The organism is Mycolicibacterium arcueilense (genome assembly GCF_058536225.1).
Genome location: NZ_JBZTYL010000027.1, coordinates 1 through 21,191, shown reverse-complemented (window position 1 = coordinate 21,191; position 21,191 = coordinate 1). Strand labels below are relative to the sequence as shown.

General features: G+C 64.8%; 23 protein-coding genes. 19 read left to right on the top strand and 4 right to left on the bottom strand.

Annotated features, from left to right (window positions below):
• Positions 1 to 12: 12 nt before the first annotated feature.
• Genes AC4LGL_RS26845 through AC4LGL_RS26820 form a run of 6 tightly spaced genes read left to right on the top strand, consistent with a single transcriptional unit; the run spans position 13 to position 5,358 of the window.
• Positions 13 to 1,611, top strand: coding sequence for a flavin-containing monooxygenase (locus AC4LGL_RS26845; RefSeq protein ID WP_491841495.1), 1,599 nt, complete (start codon positions 13 to 15; stop codon positions 1,609 to 1,611).
• A complete protein-coding gene (locus AC4LGL_RS26840; RefSeq protein ID WP_491841425.1) occupies positions 1,611 to 2,414 on the top strand; it encodes a mycofactocin-coupled SDR family oxidoreductase in 804 nt (267 codons plus the stop codon). The genes AC4LGL_RS26845 and AC4LGL_RS26840 overlap by 1 nt, the downstream gene beginning before the upstream one ends.
• Positions 2,411 to 3,244 carry a mycofactocin-coupled SDR family oxidoreductase gene (locus AC4LGL_RS26835; RefSeq protein ID WP_491841424.1) on the top strand — a complete coding sequence of 278 codons (834 nt, stop codon included), beginning with the start codon at positions 2,411 to 2,413 and terminating at the stop codon, positions 3,242 to 3,244. Before AC4LGL_RS26840 ends, AC4LGL_RS26835 begins: the two co-directional genes overlap by 4 nt.
• Positions 3,245 to 3,253: 9 nt before the next feature.
• A complete protein-coding gene (locus AC4LGL_RS26830; RefSeq protein WP_491841494.1) occupies positions 3,254 to 3,742 on the top strand; it encodes a nuclear transport factor 2 family protein in 489 nt (162 codons plus the stop codon).
• A 9-nt stretch (positions 3,743 to 3,751) separates the two neighbouring features.
• The gene (locus tag AC4LGL_RS26825) at positions 3,752 to 4,513 is read left to right on the top strand and encodes a hypothetical protein (protein WP_491841423.1); all 762 of its coding nucleotides are present in this window, start codon (positions 3,752 to 3,754) and stop codon (positions 4,511 to 4,513) included.
• Between the two features lie 2 nt (positions 4,514 to 4,515).
• Positions 4,516 to 5,358, top strand: coding sequence for an SDR family oxidoreductase (locus AC4LGL_RS26820; RefSeq protein WP_491841422.1), 843 nt, complete (start codon positions 4,516 to 4,518; stop codon positions 5,356 to 5,358).
• A gap of 7 nt (positions 5,359 to 5,365) precedes the next feature.
• Here the strand turns inward: AC4LGL_RS26820 and AC4LGL_RS26815 are convergent, their stop codons facing one another.
• Positions 5,366 to 6,217 carry an IclR family transcriptional regulator gene (locus AC4LGL_RS26815; protein ID WP_491841421.1) on the bottom strand — a complete coding sequence of 284 codons (852 nt, stop codon included), beginning with the start codon at positions 6,215 to 6,217 and terminating at the stop codon, positions 5,366 to 5,368.
• Between the two features lie 118 nt (positions 6,218 to 6,335).
• Between AC4LGL_RS26815 and AC4LGL_RS26810 the strand changes: the two genes are divergently transcribed.
• Positions 6,336 to 7,004, top strand: coding sequence for a TetR/AcrR family transcriptional regulator (locus AC4LGL_RS26810; protein WP_491841420.1), 669 nt, complete (start codon positions 6,336 to 6,338; stop codon positions 7,002 to 7,004).
• Here the strand turns inward: AC4LGL_RS26810 and AC4LGL_RS26805 are convergent.
• Complete coding sequence (locus tag AC4LGL_RS26805; RefSeq protein ID WP_491841419.1) at positions 6,979 to 7,857, bottom strand: alpha/beta fold hydrolase; 879 nt, start codon at positions 7,855 to 7,857, stop codon at positions 6,979 to 6,981. The two genes, AC4LGL_RS26810 and AC4LGL_RS26805, sit on opposite strands and share 26 nt — an antisense overlap.
• 228 nt (positions 7,858 to 8,085) lie before the next feature.
• Here AC4LGL_RS26805 and AC4LGL_RS26800 point away from each other — a divergent pair, with 228 nt between their 5' ends.
• Genes AC4LGL_RS26800 through AC4LGL_RS26765 form a run of 8 tightly spaced genes read left to right on the top strand, consistent with a single transcriptional unit; the run spans position 8,086 to position 17,274 of the window.
• Positions 8,086 to 8,856: an MlaE family ABC transporter permease gene (locus AC4LGL_RS26800; protein WP_055110583.1), complete on the top strand. Its 771-nt coding sequence runs from the start codon at positions 8,086 to 8,088 to the stop codon at positions 8,854 to 8,856.
• Positions 8,853 to 9,710 carry an MlaE family ABC transporter permease gene (locus AC4LGL_RS26795; RefSeq protein ID WP_491841418.1) on the top strand — a complete coding sequence of 286 codons (858 nt, stop codon included), beginning with the start codon at positions 8,853 to 8,855 and terminating at the stop codon, positions 9,708 to 9,710. Before AC4LGL_RS26800 ends, AC4LGL_RS26795 begins: the two co-directional genes overlap by 4 nt.
• A gap of 12 nt (positions 9,711 to 9,722) precedes the next feature.
• Positions 9,723 to 10,910, top strand: a complete 1,188-nt coding sequence (locus AC4LGL_RS26790) for an MCE family protein (protein ID WP_491841417.1) — start codon at positions 9,723 to 9,725, stop codon at positions 10,908 to 10,910.
• Positions 10,907 to 11,938: an MCE family protein gene (locus AC4LGL_RS26785; RefSeq protein WP_491841416.1), complete on the top strand. Its 1,032-nt coding sequence runs from the start codon at positions 10,907 to 10,909 to the stop codon at positions 11,936 to 11,938. The genes AC4LGL_RS26790 and AC4LGL_RS26785 overlap by 4 nt, the downstream gene beginning before the upstream one ends.
• On the top strand, positions 11,938 to 13,020 hold the full coding sequence (locus AC4LGL_RS26780) for an MCE family protein (RefSeq protein WP_491841415.1): 1,083 nt from the start codon (positions 11,938 to 11,940) through the stop codon (positions 13,018 to 13,020). Before AC4LGL_RS26785 ends, AC4LGL_RS26780 begins: the two co-directional genes overlap by 1 nt.
• On the top strand, positions 13,017 to 14,474 hold the full coding sequence (locus AC4LGL_RS26775) for an MCE family protein (RefSeq protein WP_491841414.1): 1,458 nt from the start codon (positions 13,017 to 13,019) through the stop codon (positions 14,472 to 14,474). The genes AC4LGL_RS26780 and AC4LGL_RS26775 overlap by 4 nt, the downstream gene beginning before the upstream one ends.
• Complete coding sequence (locus AC4LGL_RS26770; RefSeq protein ID WP_491841413.1) at positions 14,471 to 15,706, top strand: MCE family protein; 1,236 nt, start codon at positions 14,471 to 14,473, stop codon at positions 15,704 to 15,706. Before AC4LGL_RS26775 ends, AC4LGL_RS26770 begins: the two co-directional genes overlap by 4 nt.
• The gene (locus AC4LGL_RS26765; RefSeq protein ID WP_491841412.1) at positions 15,706 to 17,274 is read left to right on the top strand and encodes an MCE family protein; all 1,569 of its coding nucleotides are present in this window, start codon (positions 15,706 to 15,708) and stop codon (positions 17,272 to 17,274) included. The genes AC4LGL_RS26770 and AC4LGL_RS26765 overlap by 1 nt, the downstream gene beginning before the upstream one ends.
• An 84-nt stretch (positions 17,275 to 17,358) precedes the next feature.
• On the opposite strand, the gene AC4LGL_RS26760 is transcribed toward AC4LGL_RS26765, so the two are convergent.
• Positions 17,359 to 17,871 carry an Rv2253/PknI dimerization domain-containing protein gene (locus tag AC4LGL_RS26760; protein ID WP_135361304.1) on the bottom strand — a complete coding sequence of 171 codons (513 nt, stop codon included), beginning with the start codon at positions 17,869 to 17,871 and terminating at the stop codon, positions 17,359 to 17,361.
• Positions 17,872 to 18,034: 163 nt separating this feature from the next.
• On the opposite strand from AC4LGL_RS26760, the gene AC4LGL_RS26755 reads away from it, so the two are divergent.
• The 4 genes from AC4LGL_RS26755 (at position 18,035) to AC4LGL_RS26740 (ending at position 20,211) form a co-directional block, all read left to right on the top strand.
• Positions 18,035 to 18,394: a hypothetical protein gene (locus tag AC4LGL_RS26755; RefSeq protein ID WP_491841493.1), complete on the top strand. Its 360-nt coding sequence runs from the start codon at positions 18,035 to 18,037 to the stop codon at positions 18,392 to 18,394.
• Positions 18,360 to 18,845 (top strand): Rv2576c family protein, encoded by a 486-nt coding sequence (locus AC4LGL_RS26750; protein ID WP_491841411.1) that lies wholly within the window; start codon positions 18,360 to 18,362, stop codon positions 18,843 to 18,845. The genes AC4LGL_RS26755 and AC4LGL_RS26750 overlap by 35 nt, the downstream gene beginning before the upstream one ends.
• 104 nt (positions 18,846 to 18,949) lie before the next feature.
• Entirely contained in the window at positions 18,950 to 19,615 is a 666-nt protein-coding gene (locus AC4LGL_RS26745) for an Rv1363c family protein (protein WP_491841410.1), read from the top strand.
• Positions 19,612 to 20,211 (top strand): twin-arginine translocation pathway signal, encoded by a 600-nt coding sequence (locus tag AC4LGL_RS26740; protein ID WP_491841409.1) that lies wholly within the window; start codon positions 19,612 to 19,614, stop codon positions 20,209 to 20,211. The genes AC4LGL_RS26745 and AC4LGL_RS26740 overlap by 4 nt, the downstream gene beginning before the upstream one ends.
• Positions 20,212 to 20,247: 36 nt before the next feature.
• Here the strand turns inward: AC4LGL_RS26740 and AC4LGL_RS26735 are convergent.
• Positions 20,248 to 21,191: HNH endonuclease signature motif containing protein (locus AC4LGL_RS26735; protein WP_491841408.1), on the bottom strand; the 944-nt coding region annotated here is incomplete at its 5' end.

The window sequence follows — 21,191 nt, the reverse complement described above, 5'->3', positions numbered from 1 at the left end:
AGCAGTGGATCGATGAACGTCGTAGATGTTGTGGTGGTGGGCGCCGGTTTCGGTGGCCTGTACGCGTTGCACAAGTTCCGGTCGCAGGGTTTGTCGGTGCGAGTCTTCGAGGCCGCCCCGGAGGTGGGCGGCACCTGGTACTTCAATCGCTACCCGGGTGCACGTTGTGACGTCGAGAGTGTCGACTACTGCTACTCGTTCTCCGACGAACTCCAACAGGAATGGACCTGGACCGAGAAGTACGCCACCCAGTCCGAAATCCTGAAGTACATCAATTGGGTTGCCGACAAGCTCGATCTGCGCCGCGACATCACGTTCGAGACCAGGGTGAGTTCAGCGGTGCTCGACGAGCAGACGCTGCGCTGGACCGTCACCACCGATACCGGCGAAACTGTTGACGCGACGTTCGTGGTCATGGCCACCGGCCCGTTGTCGGCGGCGATGACTCCTGACTTCCCGGGTCTGGACAGCTTCGCCGGCGACGTCTACCACACCGCGCACTGGCCGCATGAGGACGTGGACTTCACCGGCAAGCGCGTCGCCGTCATCGGCACCGGATCCTCGGGGATTCAGTCCATCCCGATCATCGCCGAACAGGCCCAGCAGCTCTATGTCTTTCAACGGACCCCGAACTACAGCGTGCCGGCTGGCAACCGGCCGTTGACCGCCGACGAGGTCGCCGACACCAAGGCAAACTATGCCGAGCGGCGCCGGATGTCCTGGCGCAGTGGCGGTGGCTCACCACATGTCGCGCACCCCAAACTCACCATGGAAGCCACGCCCGAAGAGCGTCATGACGCCTTCGAAAAGCGTTGGCAACTGGGCGGAGTGCTGTTTTCCAAGACGTTCACCGATCAGATGGTCTCCCTGGAAGCCAACGAGCAGGCCCGCAAGTTCTACGAGAACAAGATCCGTGCCGTGATCGACGACCCGGCCCTGGCCGAGGTACTGATCCCCGACGATCACCCGATCGGGACAAAGCGGATCTGCACCGACACCAACTACTTTCAGACGTTCAACCGTCCCAACGTCGAGCTTGTGAGTGTCCGGAGGACGCCGATCGAATCGATCGACGAAACGGGAATCAACACGTCCGACGCGCGCTATGACATCGACGCGTTGGTGCTGGCCACCGGGTTCGACGCAATGACCGGCACGTTGGCCAAGATCGACATTGTGGGCCGGAGCGGCAGGAAGCTGGCGGACGACTGGGCCGACGGGCCCCGCACCTACCTGGGTCTGGGTACCGATGGCTTCCCCAACCTGTTCCTGGTGTCCGGTCCGGGGGCACCGGCGGTGCTGGCCAACATGGTTCTGCATGCCGAAGCGCACGTGAACTGGATCGCCGAAGCCATCGCCTATCTCGCCCAGAACAGCTACGCGGCAATCGAACCCACGGCCGATGCCGTGGACAGTTGGATCGCCGAATGTGCCCAGCGCGCCGACGCCACGCTGTTCACCAAGGCCAACTCCTGGTACATGGGCGCCAATGTGCCCGGCAAGCCTCGGATGTTCATGCTGTTCATCGGCGGCTTCGGCGTGTACCTCGATATCTGCAACGAGGCAGCGGCAGCTGGGTATAAAGGATTCGATCTGCTGAAGGCGCCCTAGTGCCGGACCTGGCAGGCAAGGTCGTCCTGGTCACTGGTGCCGGAGGCGGTACCGGGCGCGTGCATTGCGAACGCTTCGCCGACGCAGGCGCCGATGTCATAGCGCTCGACCGGACTGAGGCCACTGACGACCTACGAGAGACAGCCGAGCGAGTGCGGCGGCGTGACAGACGCTGTGCCACCGCCGCGGCCGACATCAGTGATCTCGCGGCTGTCACCGCGGCGGTTGATTCGGGTGTTACGACATTGGGCCGCCTCGACATCATCGTCGCCAATGCGGGTATCCACACGCCGAACAGGCCGGCGTGGGAGATCAGTACCGAGGAATGGCAACGCAATCTGGATGTCAATCTGACCGGTGTCTGGCACACCGTCAAGGCCGGTGTGCCCCACCTGGTTGCTGAAGGTGGGTCCGTGGTGATCATCAGCTCTACCAACGGTTTACGTGGTACCGCGGGCACGGCGCATTACACTGCCAGTAAGCATGCAGCGGTGGGTCTGGCCCGCACACTCGCCAATGAACTCGGGCCGCATCGTATTCGGGTGAACACCGTGCATCCCGGGGCAGTCGCCACCCCGATGGTGCGCAACCCCGATACCTATAAGCGGTTGCGACCGGATCTGGACAACCCCACCGAAGCCGATGCAATCGAAGTGCTCACCGCCCGAAACCTGCTCCCGGTGCCGTGGGTGGAACCCGTCGACGTGGCCAACGTGGCGGTTTTCCTGGCTTCCGATCAAGCTCGATACATCACCGGTACCCAGCTCGTGGTCGATGCCGGCCTGACCCAGAAGACGACATGACCGGCCGGTTGAAGGGCAAGACCGCTGTGATCACCGGTGCTGCGCGCGGCATCGGCCGCGCCCAGGCCGTGCGCTTCGCAGAAGAAGGCGCGGACATCATCGCAATCGATGTGTGCGGGCCGATCGAGTCGGTGATGATTCCGCGCAGCACACCGCACGATCTCGCCGAAACCGCTCGCCTTGTCGAGCAGACCGGCGGGCGCATCGTCACCGAGATCGTCGACGTGCGGGACACCGACGAACTGCGTGCGGCCGTCGATCATGGAGTGGCCCGTTTCGACGGTCTCGATATCGTCTGCGCCACTGCGGGAATCACGTCGCGAGGTTCCGCCATCGGACTCTCCGAGGCGTCATGGCGCACCATGCTCGACGTCAACCTCACCGGGGTGTGGAACACGTGCACTGCCACGGCGCCCCATCTGATCGAACGCGGCGCGGGTTCGATGGTGCTGACCAGTTCGATCGCGGGTCTCCGGGGATTGGTGGGTGTCGCGCACTACACCGCTGCCAAGCATGGGGTCGTCGGGCTGATGCGTAGCCTTGCCCACGATTTGGCGCCTCATGGTGTGCGGGTCAACTGTGTGCACCCGACCAACGTCGACACGCCCCTGATCCAGAACGACGTCGTCCGCAGTGGGTTCCGGCCCGACCTGGACCGTCCGCCCACCCGTGACGAATTCGCGGCCACCGCCACGCAGATGAACCTGCTCGCCGTGCCGTGGGTGCAGGCTGTCGACGTCGCGAACGCCACCTTGTTCCTGGCTTCGGACGAAGCCCGCTATATCACCGCGATCAGCCTGCCGGTTGACGCCGGAAGTACCCAACGCTAGGAGGCCGACATCGAACAGCAGATACTCACTCGACTGCAGCGCCTCGAAGATGAACAGGCCATCGCGAAACTGATTGCCTCATACGGTCCTTCGGTGGATGCCGGTAACGCCGACAATGCTGCCGCACTGTGGGCGGTCGACGGAACCTATGACGTCGAGGACTGGCTGATGACCGGCCGGGGCGGCGTGCATCAGATGGTCAGCTCGACCGGACACCAGGATCTGGTGGCCGCGGGCTGTTGCCATTTCCTCGGCCCCGCGGTGGTCACAGTTGACGGCGACCGCGCTGTCGCGGTGTGCGAATCGCTGGTCCTGTTACGCGACGGCGAGAGTGGCTATCGAGTGTGGCGGGCGACCGCCAACCACTTCGCGCTGGAACGTCTCGAAGGGCAATGGCAGATCACGACGCGCACCAGCAGATTGCTCAACGGCAACCCGTACGCGCACACTCTATTGAACCTTGGATTGGCGGGAGCGCCTGTCCCCGAGCAGATCTGAGAGGCAGCGATGTCCGCTACTGATTGCCCGCTGGTGTTCTTCTCGTTCGTCGCACTCGGTGGCGGGGGAGCCGAGGAACACCGGCGCTACAACGAATGGCACCAGTTGGATCACCGGCCGGAAAATCTCGCCCTCCCCGGTATCGCCTGGGGCGACCGGTGGGGCCGCCCGGCCTCCTGCCGCGAGGTCTCTCGGGCTGAGTCCGAGCAGGCCGATACCGACTATGTCGCGATGTACTGGTTTCGCTCTCCGGTGGAGCAGTCGGTGCGGGAGTGGGAGCAACTCGGTGCGGACTCATTTCAGTGGGGTCGTGGACCGATGATCCCCGGCGTGCGCCGCACTGTGCTCGCATTCTTCCGACCGGTCAAGGGCTACGCCGCTGCCTCGGCCTTGGTGTCGCCCGGTGTGATCCCGTACCGGCCCAACCGCGGGCTGCACCTGACGATGACCCGGTTTGCCGAACCGTACGGTGCCGAAGCTCACGAGCATCACCGATGGGAGGACCGGGTGGCGATTCCGGCTCTGCTGGAACTGGATGGTGTGGCCGGGGCGTGGACTTTCGCACTCGATCGCCACCAGAACAACGGGCTCGGCCTCCGTTCCTCGGAGGCGGCAGACCCGCCCGGCGGCCTGCGCATCCGTCTGCTCTACCTCGATGACGATCCGGTCCGCGTCGCCGGCCGGATCAAGGATCGGCTGGTTGACACGGCGCCCGGAGAGTGCGTCATCGACACGCCACTGAACACGATCATTCCCTGGCAGGACTGGTGAACATGGGTACCTATGCAGTGACCGGATCGGCGTCCGGGATGGGCCGCGCGGCGGCCGAGCGGTTGCGGACCGACGGGCACCGCGTGATCGGTGTCGATCTGCGCGATGCCGAGGTGATCGCGGATCTCTCGACTGCACAGGGCCGTTCGGAAGCCGCCGCTGCGGTGCTTGAGTTGGCTGAGGGTCGGCTCGACGGCGCAGTGATGGCGGCAGGTGTCGGTCCGCTGCCGGACCGCAACGCCGTACGGCTGATCCTGTCGGTCAACTATCTCGGGGTGGTCGATCTGCTGCAGAGGTGGCGCCCTGCGTTCGTCGCCGCCGGGAACGGAAAAGTGGTTGTCGTCGGTAGCAATTCGAGTACCACGATGCCGATGGTGCCGGTGCGCGCGGTGCGGGCCCTGCTGCGCGACGATCTCGACCGCGCCGTCAAGTCCCTGCGTCGGTACCGTGCGGTCGCACCGTCGCTCAGCTACGGTGCATCGAAGATCGCGGTATCGCGATGGGTGCGGCGCAATGCGGTGCTGCAGAGTTGGGCAGGCGCCGGAATTCGACTGAACGCGATTGCCCCGGGTGCGATCCGGACTCCGCTACTGGAGAAGCAGCTCGCCTCCCCGAGAGAAGCCAAGGCGGTGCAGTCCTTCCCGGTCCCAGTCGGAGGCTTCGGCAGCCCCGATCATCTCGCGGAATGGATGGTCTTCATGCTGTCGGACGCTGCTGAGTTTCTCTGCGGCAGCGTCATCTTCGTCGACGGTGGATCGGATGCCTATTTCAGGCCAGACGATTGGCCTCGGCGGGTGCCCACACCCCGGCTTCCCAATTATGCCTGGAAGTATCTGCGCCGCTAGGTTCTCGTCACCTACCACCGACGGCTGCCACAGTGGCCTCATCGGTGCGATGGATCATGGCCGGTGTCACCACGCGATGCGCCGCTCGGGCCTGGCTCGCGCCTTTGCGGGGCACATTTGACAGGCTGTGGCAGATCGCCCATGACGCGCTGTGAACAGCGGCGGCCACGGGCTCGATCCGCGTTGACCTGGTGGGACCGCACAGCGACAGCGCGAATTGATTGCCTCCCTCGGTCACGCTGATCGGAGCGGCCACGACGGTGACTCCGCGCTCACAACCTTCGGCATCGACGGCAACCCCGCCACGGGCGCGTACCGCCGCCAGGCTCCGATCCAACTCCGCGCGGTTGTGAATTCCGTACGGCGACGTCACCGCATACCGCAACTCTGGCCAGGCTGACTCGTCCAGTTGGGCCAGGAGCGCGCGGCCGGCGGCACTCTGTTCCACGGGCTGCTTGAAACCGACCTGCCAACAACTGCCGGAGCTGGGCCACATGCCGAAGCGTTCGATGTGCAGCACGTGCGTACCCGTCAGGACGCTGAGATGCGCCGTCAGGCCGGTGCGACGGTGTAGGTCGGCCATCACCGGCAGTGCCGCTTCGGGAACTCGACGCTGTCGCACTGCCTGGCGGCCGAATTCGAACATCTTCAGTCCCAGTGTGTATTCGGCGCCATGGCGTTCGATCCAGCCGAGCTGGACCAGGCCCTGCAGGATGCGATGAGTCGACGAGCGGGGAACGTTCGAATACCGGGTGATTTCCGCCAGTGTGAGCGTTTGTCGTGCGCCGAACACCTCCAGAAGTGCGGCCGCCCGACTGAGCAGCGCTATGGGAGCAGCGTCGTCATCCGACGTTGACACAGAACCCTCCATACCTGTCATACTCTGCATATGTGTCACAACGTGACAGGTGTGAGTCTAAGCACAGCGCGCCTGCGAAGTAAAGGAGGCCGCGTGCCGGTGCGACGACAATCAGCGAATGCCCAAAGGTAAGGGGCCGACGCTCACCGAGCGTCGCGCTGAGGAACTGCGGCTCAACATCGCCAGGACCGCATGCGACATCTTCATCGCCGACGGCGACACCACGGCAACCGTGGAGCGCATCTGCGCCGAAGTCGGCATCGCGACGCGTACGTTCTACCGCCACTTCCCGGTCAAGGAAGACGTACTTGGGCCGTTGTTCGGGCGAAGCGAGACGAACATGCGGGATCTGTTGTCCTGTGCTGCAGCGGATTCAGACCCCGTAGATGTCCTTGTCGACATGTTCACGGTCGAGGTCCGGCACCGCCGGTCAGCCGGGGCCCAGCATCGGCAGTCGGTCGACAAGGCGCGGAAACTGATGTCGCTGGTCGCCGAGACTCCGCAGTACCGACTGCGATGGATGGAATGGAGCGAGAACCTCGCCGACGCCATCACCGAGTTCCTGGCGGGTCACTTCGACTTGAGCGACGACGTGTTCACGCGCTCATTGCCGAGCAGGCTGATCGTCCACGTCAGCAGTAACGCCTACATCTGGTGGACCGACGCCAAGGAACCGCATGAACTCGACGAGTTGATAGCGGCGCACCGGTCCGGCATCGCCATGGTGCTGGCCGGATTGCATCGGTCGGACGGAAAAGCCGTTAGCCCCGTGCCAGGAAGTTCGTGACCACAGACTCGAAAGCGGACTTCGCCTCGATCATGGCCCAGTGCCCACAGTTGGGGAACACGTGAAGCTCGGCGTTGGGGATGGTCCGCATCGGAATCAGCGCCATATCAAGTGGACTCACGCGATCATCGCGCCCCCACGTCAACAGTGTCGGTGCCGACACCTTGTGCATGCGTGCCCAGGGCATGGGCAGGTCTGAAGCGGCCATCGAGGCCATCATCGCTGCGAACGCCGCCTTCCCGTACATGCGGCGGGCGGCGGCCAGCGTCTCCGGGTCGGTCGCGAGCGTCCAGCGCTCTTCGATCAGCTCCTCGGTGACCAACGACCGGTCGTAGACCATGGAATGAAGCCAGTCGATCAAGCGCTGCCGAGTCGGGTCCTCGGTGAATTCCTGGAGCAGACGGATTCCCTCGCTCGGGCCGGGGGAAAAGATCGTGGTACCGATCCCGCCGATCGTCACGAGACGGCCGACCCGTTCGGGAGCGTTGATCGCCGTGTTTATCCCGACGCCGCCGCCCATGGAGTTGCCGACGATGTCTACCCGGTCGATACCGAGGGCATCGAGGAAGGGAGTGACGGCGCCCTGAGCGGTGACCATCGGGTGCCCGCCCCAGTCGTCGGAGACTCCGAACCCTGGAAATTCGAGGACCAGGCAGCGGAAGCGTTCGGCGAACGTCGGTAGCACTCCGCGGAAGTTGCGCCACCCGGTAACGCCGGGACCCGATCCGTGCAGGAACAGGACGGTCGGACCCTGGCCGACGTCGTAGTACCGCAAAGTTCCTGCACTGGTGTCGATCTCACGCAGCGCATCCGTCGTACCGACTCCGGTGGTGGTCGCAGCAGAACTTGACACGTGTCTTCTTTCCTTTTGCCGGGCTCGTTGCATCCAGCCTCACACGCGGGCCGAGAGGTCGGCAATGGGATGTTCCGCTGACCGGTGACTATCAGTGGCGGGGCGGTATTCCCGGTGGGTGGGACACGCGATGGTGCGCTCGGTTGTGAACTGCGATGGTTCCCGGTCGAGACGTGTTCCAGGTCATACCGGCCCCCGGGTGACTCCCACGCAGAAAAGGAGAACCCGATGCTGCAGCGACAACTCGCCGGCCCACTCGAGGGGGTGGGTGGGTTGTTCGCCATGTCGGTGGATGCCGCCAGATTCACGGTGCGCAGACCATTCCAATGGCGCGAATTCCTTGACCAATCCTGGTTCGTGGCACGGGTTTCCATGGCGCCCACGCTGTTGGTCGCGATCCCGTTCACGGTCCTGGTGTCGTTCACCCTGAACATCCTGCTGCGGGAACTGGGGGCGGCCGACCTTTCCGGGGCGGGCGCTGCCTTCGGTGCGGTGACACAGGTGGGGCCGATGGTGACGGTGCTGATCGTCGCCGGTGCCGGGGCGACGGCGATGTGTGCGGATCTGGGTTCGCGGACCGTCCGTGAAGAGATCGATGCCATGGAGGTGCTGGGCATCAATCCGATCCAGCGTCTGGTGACGCCGCGGATGTTGGCTTCGGGCCTGGTGGCGCTCCTGCTCAACAGCGTCGTGGTGATCATCGGAATCCTTGGCGGATACCTGTTCTCGGTGTTCGTCCAAGACGTCAACCCCGGCGCTTTCGCCGCGGGTATCACCCTGCTCACCGGCATTCCGGAGGTCATCATCTCCTGCGTCAAGGCGGCCCTGTTCGGCCTGATCGCCGGACTGGTCGCGTGCTACCGCGGTCTGACCGTCTCGGGTGGCGGTGCCAAAGCGGTGGGCAACGCCGTCAACGAAACGGTGGTCTACGCCTTCATGGCGTTGTTCGTCGTCAACGTGGTGGTCACCGCCATCGGCATCCAGATGACCACGCGATGACGGCAACGGCAGTACTTCAGTCGGCGTACCCGCGCCTGTCCCGGGCCGTACGCCGGCCGGGTGTCGCGTTGAGCGGCATCGGTGACCATGTCCTGTTCTACGGGCGGGCGCTGGCGGGCATGCCCCATGCGGCCGTGCACTACCGCAAGGAAGTCGTCCGGCTGATCGCCGAAATCAGTATGGGTGCAGGGACATTGGCGATGATCGGCGGGACCGTCGTCATCGTCGGATTCCTGACCTTGGCCACCGGCGGAGTCCTGGCGATCCAGGGCTACTCCTCGCTGGGCAACATTGGCATCGAAGCGCTCACCGGATTCCTGGCTGCCTTCATCAACGTCCGGATCTCGGCGCCCATCGTCGCCGGAATCGGACTGGCCGCCACCTTCGGCGCCGGCGTCACCGCGCAGCTCGGCGCCATGCGGATCAACGAGGAGGTCGACGCCCTCGAAGCGATGGCGATCCGGCCCGTCGAGTACCTGGTGTCCAGCCGCATCGTGGCCGGAATGATCGCGATCACCCCGCTGTACTCGATCGCGGTGATCCTGTCCTTCGTGGCCAGTCAGTTCACCACTGTCGTGCTGCTCGGGCAGTCCGGTGGTCTGTACGGGCACTACTTCAGCACGTTCCTCAACCCGATCGATCTGCTCTGGTCATTCCTTCAAGCGCTGCTGATGGCGCTGGCAATACTTTTGGTGCACACCTACTTCGGCTTCTTCGCCACCGGCGGTCCGGCCGGTGTCGGCGTCGCGGTCGGCAACGCGGTCCGGACGTCGCTGATCGTCGTGGTCTCGATCACCCTGCTGATCTCGCTGGCCGTCTACGGCTCCAACGGCAACTTCAACCTCTCCGGCTAAAGAAGGCATCTGATGTCGCGTGACGCTATACGTCTTTTGGCCGGACTGACCACGGTCGCGGTGATCGCCGCGCTCGTCACCGGCGCGGTCGTGCTGTTCCGCGGCGGGGTCGCGCCCACCGCTTCGGTGACCGTCATCTCGCCGAGGGCCGGTTTGGTGATGAACCCCGACGCCAAGGTCAAACTGCACGGCGCGCAGGTCGGCAAGGTCGTAGCCATCGACACGTTGCCGGACGGGCAGGCGGCGCTTCGCCTGGCGATGAATCCCGCTGATCTGCAACTGATTCCATCCAACACGGGTGTGGAGATCGCTTCCAGCACCGTGTTCGGTGCCAAGTTCGTCCAGCTCGTGCCGCCGCCGGAGCCGTCGAAGAATTCGATGTACGCCGGCCAGGTGCTCGACGCCACGCACACCACCGTCGAGATCAACACGGTGTTCGAGCAGCTGGTGTCGGTGCTGGCACAGATCCAACCGGAGAAGCTCAACGAGACACTCGGCGCGATGGCCCAGGCCATCGACGGTCGCGGCGACAAGCTCGGCCAGACGCTCGTCGATCTCGACGCCATGCTGGCCAAGTTCGCCCCCAGCCTCGGCACGCTGAGCCACGAGATAGCCGTCGCACCGCAGGTTTTCAACGCTTACGCCGACGCCGGACCGGAACTGGTCGAGACCATGCGCGGCGCGACGCGACTCAGTGACACCGTTGTCGATCGACGCAATGATCTGGATGCGTTGTTGGTGAGCGCGATCGGGCTGGCCGATGTCGGCAACGAGGTGGTCTCGACCAACAGCGCCGGGGTGACCGACGCGATGCGGCTGCTGGTGCCGACCACGAATCTGCTGAACCAGTACAATCCGGCACTCAACTGTGTGCTCAAGGGAATGGTGCCGCTGGCGATGGGGCCACCACAGCCGCTACCCGGCGTCATGCTGCTGGACTCGTTCCTGCTGGGCACCGAACGCTACCGCTACCCGGGCAACCTGCCGAAGGTCGCCGCCACCGGCGGCCCGCAGTGCCAGGGCCTGCCCGAGGTCGGCTTCGAACAACGGCCGCCGTTCGTGGTCACCGACATCGATGCCAACCCGGCGCAGTACGGAAACCAGGGAATCCTGTTGAACTCCGAGGGACTCAAGCAGGCGTTGTACGGCCCGCTCGACGGTCCGCCCCGCAACACACCCCAGATAGGACAACCGGGATGACGCGCAGCATCGGCACCGCGATCAAGTTCGGTGTGTTCGGCGTGACGATGTTGCTCCTGACCGCAGCGCTGTTCGCGATCATGGGCCAGTACCGCACCGGATCGACCAACGGCTATTCGGCTGTGTTCAGCGACGCGTCAAGCCTGAAGGCCGGCGATTCCGTGCGGGTGGCGGGTATTCGCGTCGGCACGGTCAACGACGTTGCGCTGCAACCTGACAACACCGTGCTGGTCCAGTTCGACTCTGACCGTGAAGTGGTCATGACGACCGGCACCAAGGTCGCGGTGCGCTATCTCGACCTTGTTGGCAACCGTTATCTGGAACTGCTGGAGGGTCCGGGCTCGACCAAGATCCAGCCGGCGGGTTCGCAGATCCCACTCGACCGCACCGAACCGGCGCTGGATCTCGACCTGCTGCTCGGTGGGCTCAAGCCCGTCATTCAGGGACTCAACGCCCAGAATGTCAACGCGCTGACGAACTCCCTGATCCAGATCCTGCAGGGCCAGGGCGGCACCGTGGAATCGCTGATGGCGCACACGACCACGTTCACTCAGGCGCTCGCCGACAACGGACAGACCGTGCAACAGCTGATCGACAACCTGAAAACCACGGTGGCAACGGTTGCCAAGGACGGTGACAAATTCTCGGGAGCCGTCGAGCAACTGCAACAACTCATCACCGGTCTGTCCCAGGAACGCGATCCCATCGGCGAGGCGATCACCGCGCTGGACAATGGAACCGCCTCTCTGGCAGACCTCATGACCGAGGCCCGGCCACCCCTGTCCGGCACCGTCGATCAACTCACCCGGCTGGCGCCGCTGCTCTCGAATGAGGACGACATGGCGCGGATGGACCTTTCGTTGCAGAACGCCCCCAAGAACTACCGCAAGCTGGTCCGGTTGGGGGCCTACGGCAGCTTCATCAATCAGTACCTGTGCGGCATGAATGTCCGGGTCACCGACCTGCAGGGGCGCACCGCGTACTTCCCGTGGATCATGCAGAACACCGGACGCTGTGGGGAGCCCTGATGCTGAAATACCGTGGATCACACCTCATTCGGAGCGGACTGATCGGGATCGTGCTGATCGCGATGGTCATCGCCGTCGGGCTCCAACCTCAGGCACTGTGGTCCTGGGCCACGTCGGTGAAGTATCACGCACTGTTCGCCGAGGCCGGTGGGATCACCACCGGTAACGACGTCAAGATCTCCGGCGTCACCAAGGGCCTCGTCACGGACGTCAGCCTGAGTCACGGCAAGGCACTGGTGACCTTCACTCTCGACAGCAAGGTGCGCCTGGGCTCCGCCACCACCGCGCACATCCGCACCGGAACCATGCTCGGTGCCAGGATGCTCACCCTGGAACCGGCCGGCGCGGGCACAATGCGCTCCTCGGACACCATCCCCATCACCAGGACGGCGTCACCGTATTCGTTGACCAACGCCGTCGGCGACTTCACCAACAACACGGCCGGTACCGACACTGCTGCGCTCACGCAATCCCTGGATACGTTGTCGGACACCATCGATCGCATGGCGCCGCAACTGGGTCCGACGTTCGAGGGTCTGTCCCGGCTGTCGGAAACCCTGAACAGCCGCAATGAGTCCCTGTCGAACCTGCTCAAGAGCGCTGCCGACGTGACCGGCATCCTCTCGAAGCGCAGCGAGCAGGTCAACACGCTGCTGCTGGACGCGAACGCGTTGACCGGGGTGCTCGACCAACGCCGGTACGCGATCGTCAACCTGCTGGCCAATACCTCGGCGCTGGCCCAGCAGCTCTCCGGACTCGTCCACGACAACGAAGAAGAGCTGGCGCCCACCCTGAAGCAGCTCAACGCGGTGACGGCGATGCTGGAGAAGAACCGCGACAACATCGCGGGCGCGTTGGCGGGCCTCGCCAAATACCAGGTGACCCAGGGTGAGTCGGTGAACAACGGCTGGTACTACAACGCGTTCGTCGGGAACCTGCTGCCGGCGCAGACCCTTCAGCCCTTCCTCGACTACGCCTTCGGATTCCGGCGCGGTACCAACGCCGGGCAACCACCGGACAATGCCGGCCCGCGCGCCGAATTCCCATGGCCCCACAACGGCATTCCTGGAGGAAGTCGATGATCACCCGCAACCGCAAGCGGATCAGCCGCACCGTGTTGGTGCTGCTTGCCGCGCTGGCCCTGGCCGGCACGGTGGTGATCGTGCGGCAGACCGTCTTCAAGCCGACCACCATCACCGCGTACTTCACCTCGGCCACCGCGATCTACCCGGGCGACGAGGTCCGCGTGGCAGGCGTCAAGGTCGGCTCGATCACGAGCATCGAACCGGTCGGTGGGCAGGCGCGGCTCACCCTCGCCGTCGATCACGGCGTGAAGATTCCGGCCGACGCCAAGGCGATCCTGATGGCGCAGAACCTGGTTGCTGCTCGTTATGTCCAGCTGGCCCCGGCCTATGAAGACTCCGGACCGACCATGGCGGACGGTGCGCAGATCGGTGTCGAGCGCACCGCCGTGCCCGTCGAGTGGGACCAGGTCAAGGACCAGCTGATGCGGTTGGCGAGCGATCTGGGACCGCTCAACGGGGCGTCGGCCACGTCTCTCAGCCGGTTCGTCGACAGTGCCGCCGCCGCCATGAACGGCAACGGTGAGAAACTGCACGAGGCGATCAGCCAGTTGTCCGGTGTCGCGAAGATCCTCGGCCAGGGGAGCGGCGATCTCGTCGGCACCATCAAGAACCTGCAGGTCTTCGTGACTGCGCTGCGGGACAGCAACGCCCAGATCGTGGAGTTCCAGGGACATCTCGCCAACGTCACCAGTGTCGTCGACGGGAGCCGCTCCGATCTGGACGGTGCGCTGACCAATCTGGCCGATGCCGTCGGCAACGTCCGGCGGTTCATCGCCGGCACGCGTGATCAGACCGCTGAGCAACTGGAGCGGTTGAACAACGTCACCCAGAATCTGGTGGACAACAAGACCAAGCTGGAGAACGTCCTGCACGTCGCGCCCAACGCGATCGCCAACGGTTACAACATCTACAACCCCGACAGTGGGACCGCCGTCGGCGCTTTTGCGCTGTCTAACTTCGCCGATCCGGTTTCGGTGGTGTGCTCGGCGATCTCGGCGGTGAAGAACGCCACAGCGTCCGAATCCTCCAAGCTGTGCGCCCAGTACCTCGGACCGGCACTGTCGTTGATCAACTTCAACTACCTGCCGATGCCGTTCAACGCCTACCTCCGTAAGGCGCCCAGCCCGGAGAACCTGGTGTACACCGATCCCAATCTCGCACCCGGTGGGGCCGGCGGGCGTCCGCAGCCGTACGCGGATCAGCCGCCTGCGGTGTCGGCCTACACCGGTGCCGGTGACGTTGCGCCGCCGGCAGGATGGGGCGCGCCCCCGGGTCCGCCGGGTTCGTACACACCCAACGGTTTCCCCGCGAACCCGTCACCCGCGGCCTATCCCGGATCACCGATCGTCTCGGACATACCGGTGCAAGCGCCGAAGTCGTTGGGGGACATGCTCCTCCCCGCCGAGATGGCTCCGACCCCTGCACCACCCGCCCCAGGAGGCACCCCATGAGCGCTCGGAGGTCGCTGACGCGCCTGACCGCGGTAGCCGCCTGCGCAGCGGCGACCCTGACCGGCTGTGCGTTCCACGGACTGAATTCGCTGCCCCTGCCCGGCACGGTGGGGCGTGGCGCTGACGCCACGACCTATCATGTCGAGCTCGCCAATATCGGGACGCTGGAAGCGAATTCGCCCGTCATGATCGGCGACGTCATCGTGGGCAGCGTCTCCCGCATGGTGGTGAAGGGCTGGCACGCGGACGTGGAGGTCTCGGTCAAGCCCGACGTCGTCGTTCCGGCCAACGCGGTCGCCACTGTGGGGCAGACCAGCCTGCTGGGCTCCATGCACATCGCACTCGATCCCCCGCTAGGGCAATCGCCGTCAGGGCGGCTGACACCGAGCGCCACGCTCGAGCTCGACCAGACCTCGACTTATCCGTCGACCGAACAGACCTTGTCGTCGCTGTCGGTCCTCGTCAACGGTGGCGGTCTGGGCAAGATCGGTGACCTGGTCACCGAATTCAACGCAGCGCTCAACGGACGTGAAGATCAGATTCGCGATCTGCTTACCCGGCTCGACGACATCGTCGGCATGTTCGCCAACCAGCGCGACGACATCAACGCGTCGATCACGGCACTCAACCGGTTGGCCGGCACGCTGTCCGGGCAGCAGGAGGTCATCACCACGGCGCTGCAACGGATCCCTCCCGCCTTGGACGTCCTGGTGAAGGAACGCCCGCGCATCACCACGGCATTGGAGAAGTTCGGTCAGTTCAGCGACACCGCAACCAAGCTCGTCCACGCGACGCGGGACGACCTGCTGACCAACCTGCGCAACCTTGAACCGACGGTGAAGGCACTGGCCGACGTCGGCCCGAATCTGGGCACCGTGTTGGCCTACGCACCGACTTTCCCCTATCCGCAGAACTTCATCGACCGGGCGATTCGCGGGGACTACCTCAACCAGTTCATCACCTTCGACTTCACCGTCCCGCGGCTGAAGAGAGGGTTGTTCCTGGGGACCAGATGGGGCCAGGAGGGCCTGCCGTTGACGCCGGCGCCCGGCGATCCCTGGTTCTCGAATTACACCAAGGATCCCCTGAACATGCCACTGACTCCACCACCACCCGCAGTGGCCACGATGCCGCCGCTGGTCGACCCGGCTCCGGACGAAGGGCAGTCCGATCCGCTGGCCGCAACGCCGCCTTCCGACCCTGCAGCCGCGCCGAACGGAGGTGGCAACTGATGCTCACCCGCTTTGTCCGAATTCAGCTGATCATCTTCGCGGTGGCGTCGGTGATCGGGATGGCTCTGATGGGCATCGTGTACATGCAGGCTCCGACCCTGTTGGGGATCGGGCGGATGACGGTGACCCTGCAGCTGCCCGGAACCGGTGGGCTGTACCAGTTCTCGAATGTCACCTACCGCGGCGTGCAGATGGGGAAGGTCACCGAAGTACGGCCCACCCGTGACGGAGCGGTGGCTACGCTGTCGCTGAACACGTCACCCAAGGTGCCCGCGGACCTGCACGCCGCGGTCCTCAGCGTGTCGGCAGTGGGTGAGCAGTACGTGGATCTGCAGCCCCGCAACGACTCGGGACCGTATCTCCAGGACGGGTCGGTCATCCCGGCGTCCAGCACATCGATTCCCCAAGCCGTGGGGCCGATGCTCGATCAGGTCAGTTCACTCATGGGCAGCATCCCCAAGGACAAGATCAGCCCGCTGCTCGACGAAACCTTCAAGGCGTTCAACGGGACTGGAAATGACATGGGGGCGCTGCTGGACTCGTCGTCGAGACTGATCAACGAGGCGAACGCTGCCTCCGATCAGTCCCGGGCGCTCATCGACGACGGTGCACCCTTACTGGACGGGCAGGCCGAGTCGGTCGATGCGATCCGCACCTGGGCCCGCAGCATGGCCGGGATAACCAAGCAGGTCGCCGACGACGACCAGCATGTGCGCACGCTGTTGAAGGACGGGCCCGGAACCGCGGACGAAGCATCCCGCTTGCTCAATCAGGTCAAACCCACGTTGCCTTTGTTGCTCGCCAACCTCACCAGCTTGGGTCAGGTCGGGGTGACCTATCACCCGTCGTTGGAGCAATTGCTGGTGCTGCTGCCGCCAACCGTGGCCTCTACGCAGTCCTACGGTGCGCCGAAGAACAACCCGGTTGGAATGTCGCTGGGCGACTTCACCCTCAACGTCGGAGATCCGCCCGCGTGCACCGTCGGATTCCTCCCGCCGTCGGCGTGGCGGTCTCCGGAGGACACCAGCGACATCGACACCCCCGACGGGTTGTATTGCAAGCTCCCGCAGGATTCGCCGATCGGTGTCCGCGGAGCACGCAACTACCCGTGCATGGGGCAACCCGGGAAACGTGCTCCCACCGTCGAAATCTGTAACAGCGACCGGCCGTACGAGCCCTTGGCGATGCGACAGCACCCCCTCGGCCCCTACCCGATCGATCCCAATCTGCTGGCCCAGGGGATAGCACCGGATTCGCGGGTCGATCGGGACGCGGCAATCCACGGCCCGGTCGAGGGCACCCCGATGCCACCGGCGGCCGCGCCCGCCGAAGGGCCTGCTGAGGCGCCTGTCGCGCCGCCTGAAGGTAAGGTGCCGCCGAGCCCGGATGCACCGACGATGGCGCCGAGTGCCTTCACTCCCAACGGATCTGATGGCCCCTCGGTCGCGATCGCCACTTACGACCCGAAGACGGGGCGGTACGCCACGCCGGACGGCAAGGTGTACCGACAGTCGGACCTGGTGCCGCACACCGGCGACTCGACGTGGAAAGACCTGTTCACCACCTGAGTGCCGGTGAATGCCAAAGCCCCCGCAATGGAAGCCATTGCGGGGGCTTGACGTACCTGGTCTGGTGGTTGAAAAGGTCTCTGCTCAGGCCGTTTTCACGAGTTTGAACGGCATCGTGATGAACACGACCTTGCTGGTGCCGCACGACCCGCTGACGCCGGTGGTGGAGTCCTCGCCCAGCAACGTCGTCGACGCCGGATCGGTTGCGGTGGCGTCCGCGTTCGAGGGGAAGAAGCGGTACACCTGCAGACCCGGACCTGCGGTGCCGTCCCCACATGGCTGCCAGTTGTCGACCGTCTTCTTGACGTACCAGACGCCGCTCTTCTTGTAGATCGGTGCACTCCAGCCCCAATCGGTGTCGACCGTGCCGGTGCACTCGCTGGGGTAACTGCACGTCGTCGAGATCGTCCAGGTGCCACGAATGCTGGCCTCGTCGTGGAAGATATCGTTCGTTTTCGCCCACTCGCCATTCGACGTGGCGGTGTACGTGCCGTTGAGGCCCCAACTCGGAGACGCCGCGGCAACCGGGCTGCACAAGCCGGCCACCCCAGTGGCGGTGAGCACCGCCGCCCCAATGAACGCAGTCGACACCCGCATGACCAAACTCCTCTGTACGCCGGCCACCGGTGGTCGCCGCGGCAGTGTTCACTGTGCAACTTCTTCGGTCTTCTGACGGACAATGTCCCACCTAGTGGGCCATGAGCTGGCGGCCGGATTCAGCCGTGCCACAGTGTCGTACGTGCGAATACCGGTGGTGGGCATGGCGGGACTGCTCGTTGCGGCGGCGATGATCGCTCCGTCGCCGGCGAGCGCAGAACCTGTCGGCTGCAGCGAACCCTCATGCGTACCCGGAATCACCGGTGGCGTCGTGCTCGGCGCACCGTGCTCGGACACCGCGTACTACGTCTTCGGCACCACTTCCTGGGGCCGGGTGGTGTTCTGCGGGTCGCCGCGCCGTTACGAGCCGCGCTACTTCCGGTCGCCGCCGCTCAAAGGTATTCGCGAGGAGAACACCCCATGCACAGGTTTCGAGAACACCGTCGCCCAGGCGCCCGACGGGCTCTTCCTGAGCTGTGTGTCGAGCGATGGAACGAGCAGGTGGCTTCGTGGTGACCTCTGATGCGCGGTACCGCGCGGCGGTGAAACGTTGGCGCACAGGAACAATCAGTGCGCTTCTCGCCGTCGGCCTGGGCACCGTCGTTGCCGTGGCCCCCTCGGCCCATGCCGACGAGGAGCCGATGCCCCACCGCGTGACCTACACGGTCACCGCGGAGCAGCCGACAACCGTTGGCATCTATTTCCGTGAGGTCGACCCGCCGACGTGGGCCGACTACAGCCACAATCCCTACGAGTTCAGCCCTAGGGACGACCTGACGCTGGAGCCCGGCAAGCCCTGGATCCGCGAGACGATGCTCTCCGACCCCATGAAATGGGCCATGGTTACCGTCACCACGGCCGGATTGGCTCCGCAACCCAGCCAGACCCTGCGTTGTGAGCTGGCCATCGACGGGATCGTCGTTCATCGCGCCGCCGGCCCCAAAGGCGCGTTGTGCTCATTGCGGAATTGGTGATGGTGCCGATTCGTCAGAACGGATTTGTCCGCTGGGTGGGACACCGCCGTCGGCGCCGGTCTCGGTCGCATTAGCGTGCGGCCGAGACCAACCGGAGGTGCACTATGCGGTTACTCAGCCGCCCCGACGAGGAAACTGAGCCGACCGTGCTCGATGACGTCGACGACACCGACTCGCCGCTGAGCGACGACGACGTCGACGTCGAGTCGCCAGATCAGGCCGCCCCTCCGGACGGGGACGACACTGACGACCAGCCACCGGCGTCGGACGAAAAACGCAGATGGCGACCGAAACTCGCGACGGTGCTCGCCGGTGTCGCCATCCTGGTCAGCGGTGCGTTGCTCGCAGCGAGCGGATACGTGATCTGGTTTCACCAGCAGGCCGACCGTGAGCAGCAGCGCCGCGCGGAATTCGCGGCGGCGGCATCGCAAGCCGCAGTCACCCTGATGTCGATCGACAGCGCCAAGGCGGAAGACAACGTCAAGCAGATCGTCGACAACTCGACCGGACAGTTCAGAGAGGACATCGAATCGTCGGCCGAGGACCTGGTGAGAGCTGCGCAGGATTCGAAGGCGACGACGAAGGCCACGGCAAAGGCGACGGCTGTCCAGTCGATGGACGCGGACTCCGCAGTCGTCCTCGTCAGCACCGCAACCACGGTGAGCAACTCGGCCGGCGCAAATCAGCAGCCGCGCAACTGGCGGCTGAGCGTCACGATGGTCCGCGACGGGGAACAGATCAAGATGTCGAAGGTGGAGTTCGTCCCGTGAGTACCAGCACAGCAGAACCCGGTGTCAGCACGGAACCTGAGGTCGAAATCCTCTCGGACGCTGAGTCAATCCCCGAAGAGCCAACACAGGCCCGGGAACGGTGGATCCATCGCGTTGCCCGGCGGTGGCGACCGATCGCCGTCGTCTGCCTACTGCTGGCCTCGGCGAGCTCGGCGGCAGCACTCTATTTCGGCGTGTACCGCGCCGACCATGGGTCGGCCGCAGCGTCTGCGACGGTGGTCGATGCGGCCTCCGAGGGTTCAGTGGCGCTGTTGTCCTATGCGCCAGACAGTTTGGACAAGGACTTCGCTACGGCGAAATCCAAGCTGACCGGTGACTTCCTGGATTACTACAGCGAGTTCGCGAACAAGTTCGTCGCGCCGGCAGCCAAGGAAAAGGACATCCGCGCCACGGCATCGGTTGTCCGCGCTGCTCCGATCACCGTGCAGTCCGACACCGCAGAGGTGTTGGTCTATCTGAACCAGGCGACAACCAGCCGCGACAACCCCGAACCGGCTCAGGCCGCCAGCGCCGTGAAGGTCGGGCTCACGAAAATCCATGGAGGCTGGCTGATCTCGTCGTTCAACCCGATCTAGCGGAGCAACTCGACGGCGCCCGGACGTAATGCCCAGCTAGGGGCCGCGTACTGCCTTGCCGCCGCCGGTGTGGTCGTTGCCGATGCGTTGCCATGGGTCGGGGTGGTCGAGCGGCGTCGACCCGATCGGAATTTCCGGCTCTACGGCTTCCAGTGCGCATGGTTCTGGGTCCCAGAGGTGTTCGATGCTGGGAAGGTCAGGTTGGCAGAAGGTGCTGTCCCAGTCCGTGTTCCAGTCGAAATCCCACTCTGCGTCCGGCTCGAACTCGGGACCTGGCTTCACGTCCCAGTCCGGGTCTGGGTCAACCACCGGCACCGGCCGCGGCTCCGGGTCCGGGTCTTGGGTGGGGTTCGGGTCCGGCTGGGATTGTTGTTGGGGGCCTGGTGCCCGTTCCCATTCCCATGTGGGATCCGGTGCGAGGTCGGCTGGTGCGCGATCGGATTCGGGTGGGGTGAGCAGAAGTTCGGGGCGGTGAAGGTAGTTGATGCGGTTCTGGCCGTGATCCAGTTCTAGTGGCGGGTGCCATTCCACGACACCGTCGGGGGTGATGGTGGTGGTGTAGCCGCCGCCGTCATCGACCAGTCGGTTGTCGGGCCCACACGCCAGCGCCATCTGGTCGACGTTGGTGTTACCGCCGGCAGCCCAGTCGGCCTCGCCGTGGTGGGCTTGGCAGCCGTAGGCCCCGACATTGCAGCCCGGTTTGGTGCAGCCTCCGTCACGGGCGATGAGCATGATGCGTTGCGCCGGGCTGGCGGTACGGCGGGCCCGAAAATAGTTCAGCGCTGCGCCGGTGGCCTTGTCGAACACCGCCAGGTGATGGTTGGCGTGGCCACCCATCCGGATGACGTCTTTGATGGGCAGCTTCGTCCCACCCCCGGTGATCCCGATCCCGGCGCGCGATTCCAGGTCTTGCAGGGTGGTGCGGATGATGATCGACACCGGGAGCCCGTTGAGCTGACCCAGATCGCTCATCAACGCGA

Coding starts and splice junctions, on each gene's coding strand:
- AC4LGL_RS26750 (WP_491841411.1), top strand. CDS start 18,360: ATGGAACGAGCAGGTGGCTTCGTGGTGACCTCTGATGCGCGGTACCGC.
- AC4LGL_RS26845 (WP_491841495.1), top strand. CDS start 13: ATGAACGTCGTAGATGTTGTGGTGGTGGGCGCCGGTTTCGGTGGCCTG.
- AC4LGL_RS26835 (WP_491841424.1), top strand. CDS start 2,411: ATGACCGGCCGGTTGAAGGGCAAGACCGCTGTGATCACCGGTGCTGCG.
- AC4LGL_RS26790 (WP_491841417.1), top strand. CDS start 9,723: ATGTCGCGTGACGCTATACGTCTTTTGGCCGGACTGACCACGGTCGCG.
- AC4LGL_RS26745 (WP_491841410.1), top strand. CDS start 18,950: ATGCGGTTACTCAGCCGCCCCGACGAGGAAACTGAGCCGACCGTGCTC.
- AC4LGL_RS26825 (WP_491841423.1), top strand. CDS start 3,752: ATGTCCGCTACTGATTGCCCGCTGGTGTTCTTCTCGTTCGTCGCACTC.
- AC4LGL_RS26765 (WP_491841412.1), top strand. CDS start 15,706: ATGCTCACCCGCTTTGTCCGAATTCAGCTGATCATCTTCGCGGTGGCG.
- AC4LGL_RS26780 (WP_491841415.1), top strand. CDS start 11,938: ATGCTGAAATACCGTGGATCACACCTCATTCGGAGCGGACTGATCGGG.
- AC4LGL_RS26760 (WP_135361304.1), bottom strand. CDS start 17,871: ATGCGGGTGTCGACTGCGTTCATTGGGGCGGCGGTGCTCACCGCCACT.
- AC4LGL_RS26770 (WP_491841413.1), top strand. CDS start 14,471: ATGAGCGCTCGGAGGTCGCTGACGCGCCTGACCGCGGTAGCCGCCTGC.
- AC4LGL_RS26755 (WP_491841493.1), top strand. CDS start 18,035: ATGGCGGGACTGCTCGTTGCGGCGGCGATGATCGCTCCGTCGCCGGCG.
- AC4LGL_RS26795 (WP_491841418.1), top strand. CDS start 8,853: ATGACGGCAACGGCAGTACTTCAGTCGGCGTACCCGCGCCTGTCCCGG.
- AC4LGL_RS26810 (WP_491841420.1), top strand. CDS start 6,336: ATGCCCAAAGGTAAGGGGCCGACGCTCACCGAGCGTCGCGCTGAGGAA.
- AC4LGL_RS26800 (WP_055110583.1), top strand. CDS start 8,086: ATGCTGCAGCGACAACTCGCCGGCCCACTCGAGGGGGTGGGTGGGTTG.
- AC4LGL_RS26785 (WP_491841416.1), top strand. CDS start 10,907: ATGACGCGCAGCATCGGCACCGCGATCAAGTTCGGTGTGTTCGGCGTG.
- AC4LGL_RS26775 (WP_491841414.1), top strand. CDS start 13,017: ATGATCACCCGCAACCGCAAGCGGATCAGCCGCACCGTGTTGGTGCTG.
- AC4LGL_RS26820 (WP_491841422.1), top strand. CDS start 4,516: ATGGGTACCTATGCAGTGACCGGATCGGCGTCCGGGATGGGCCGCGCG.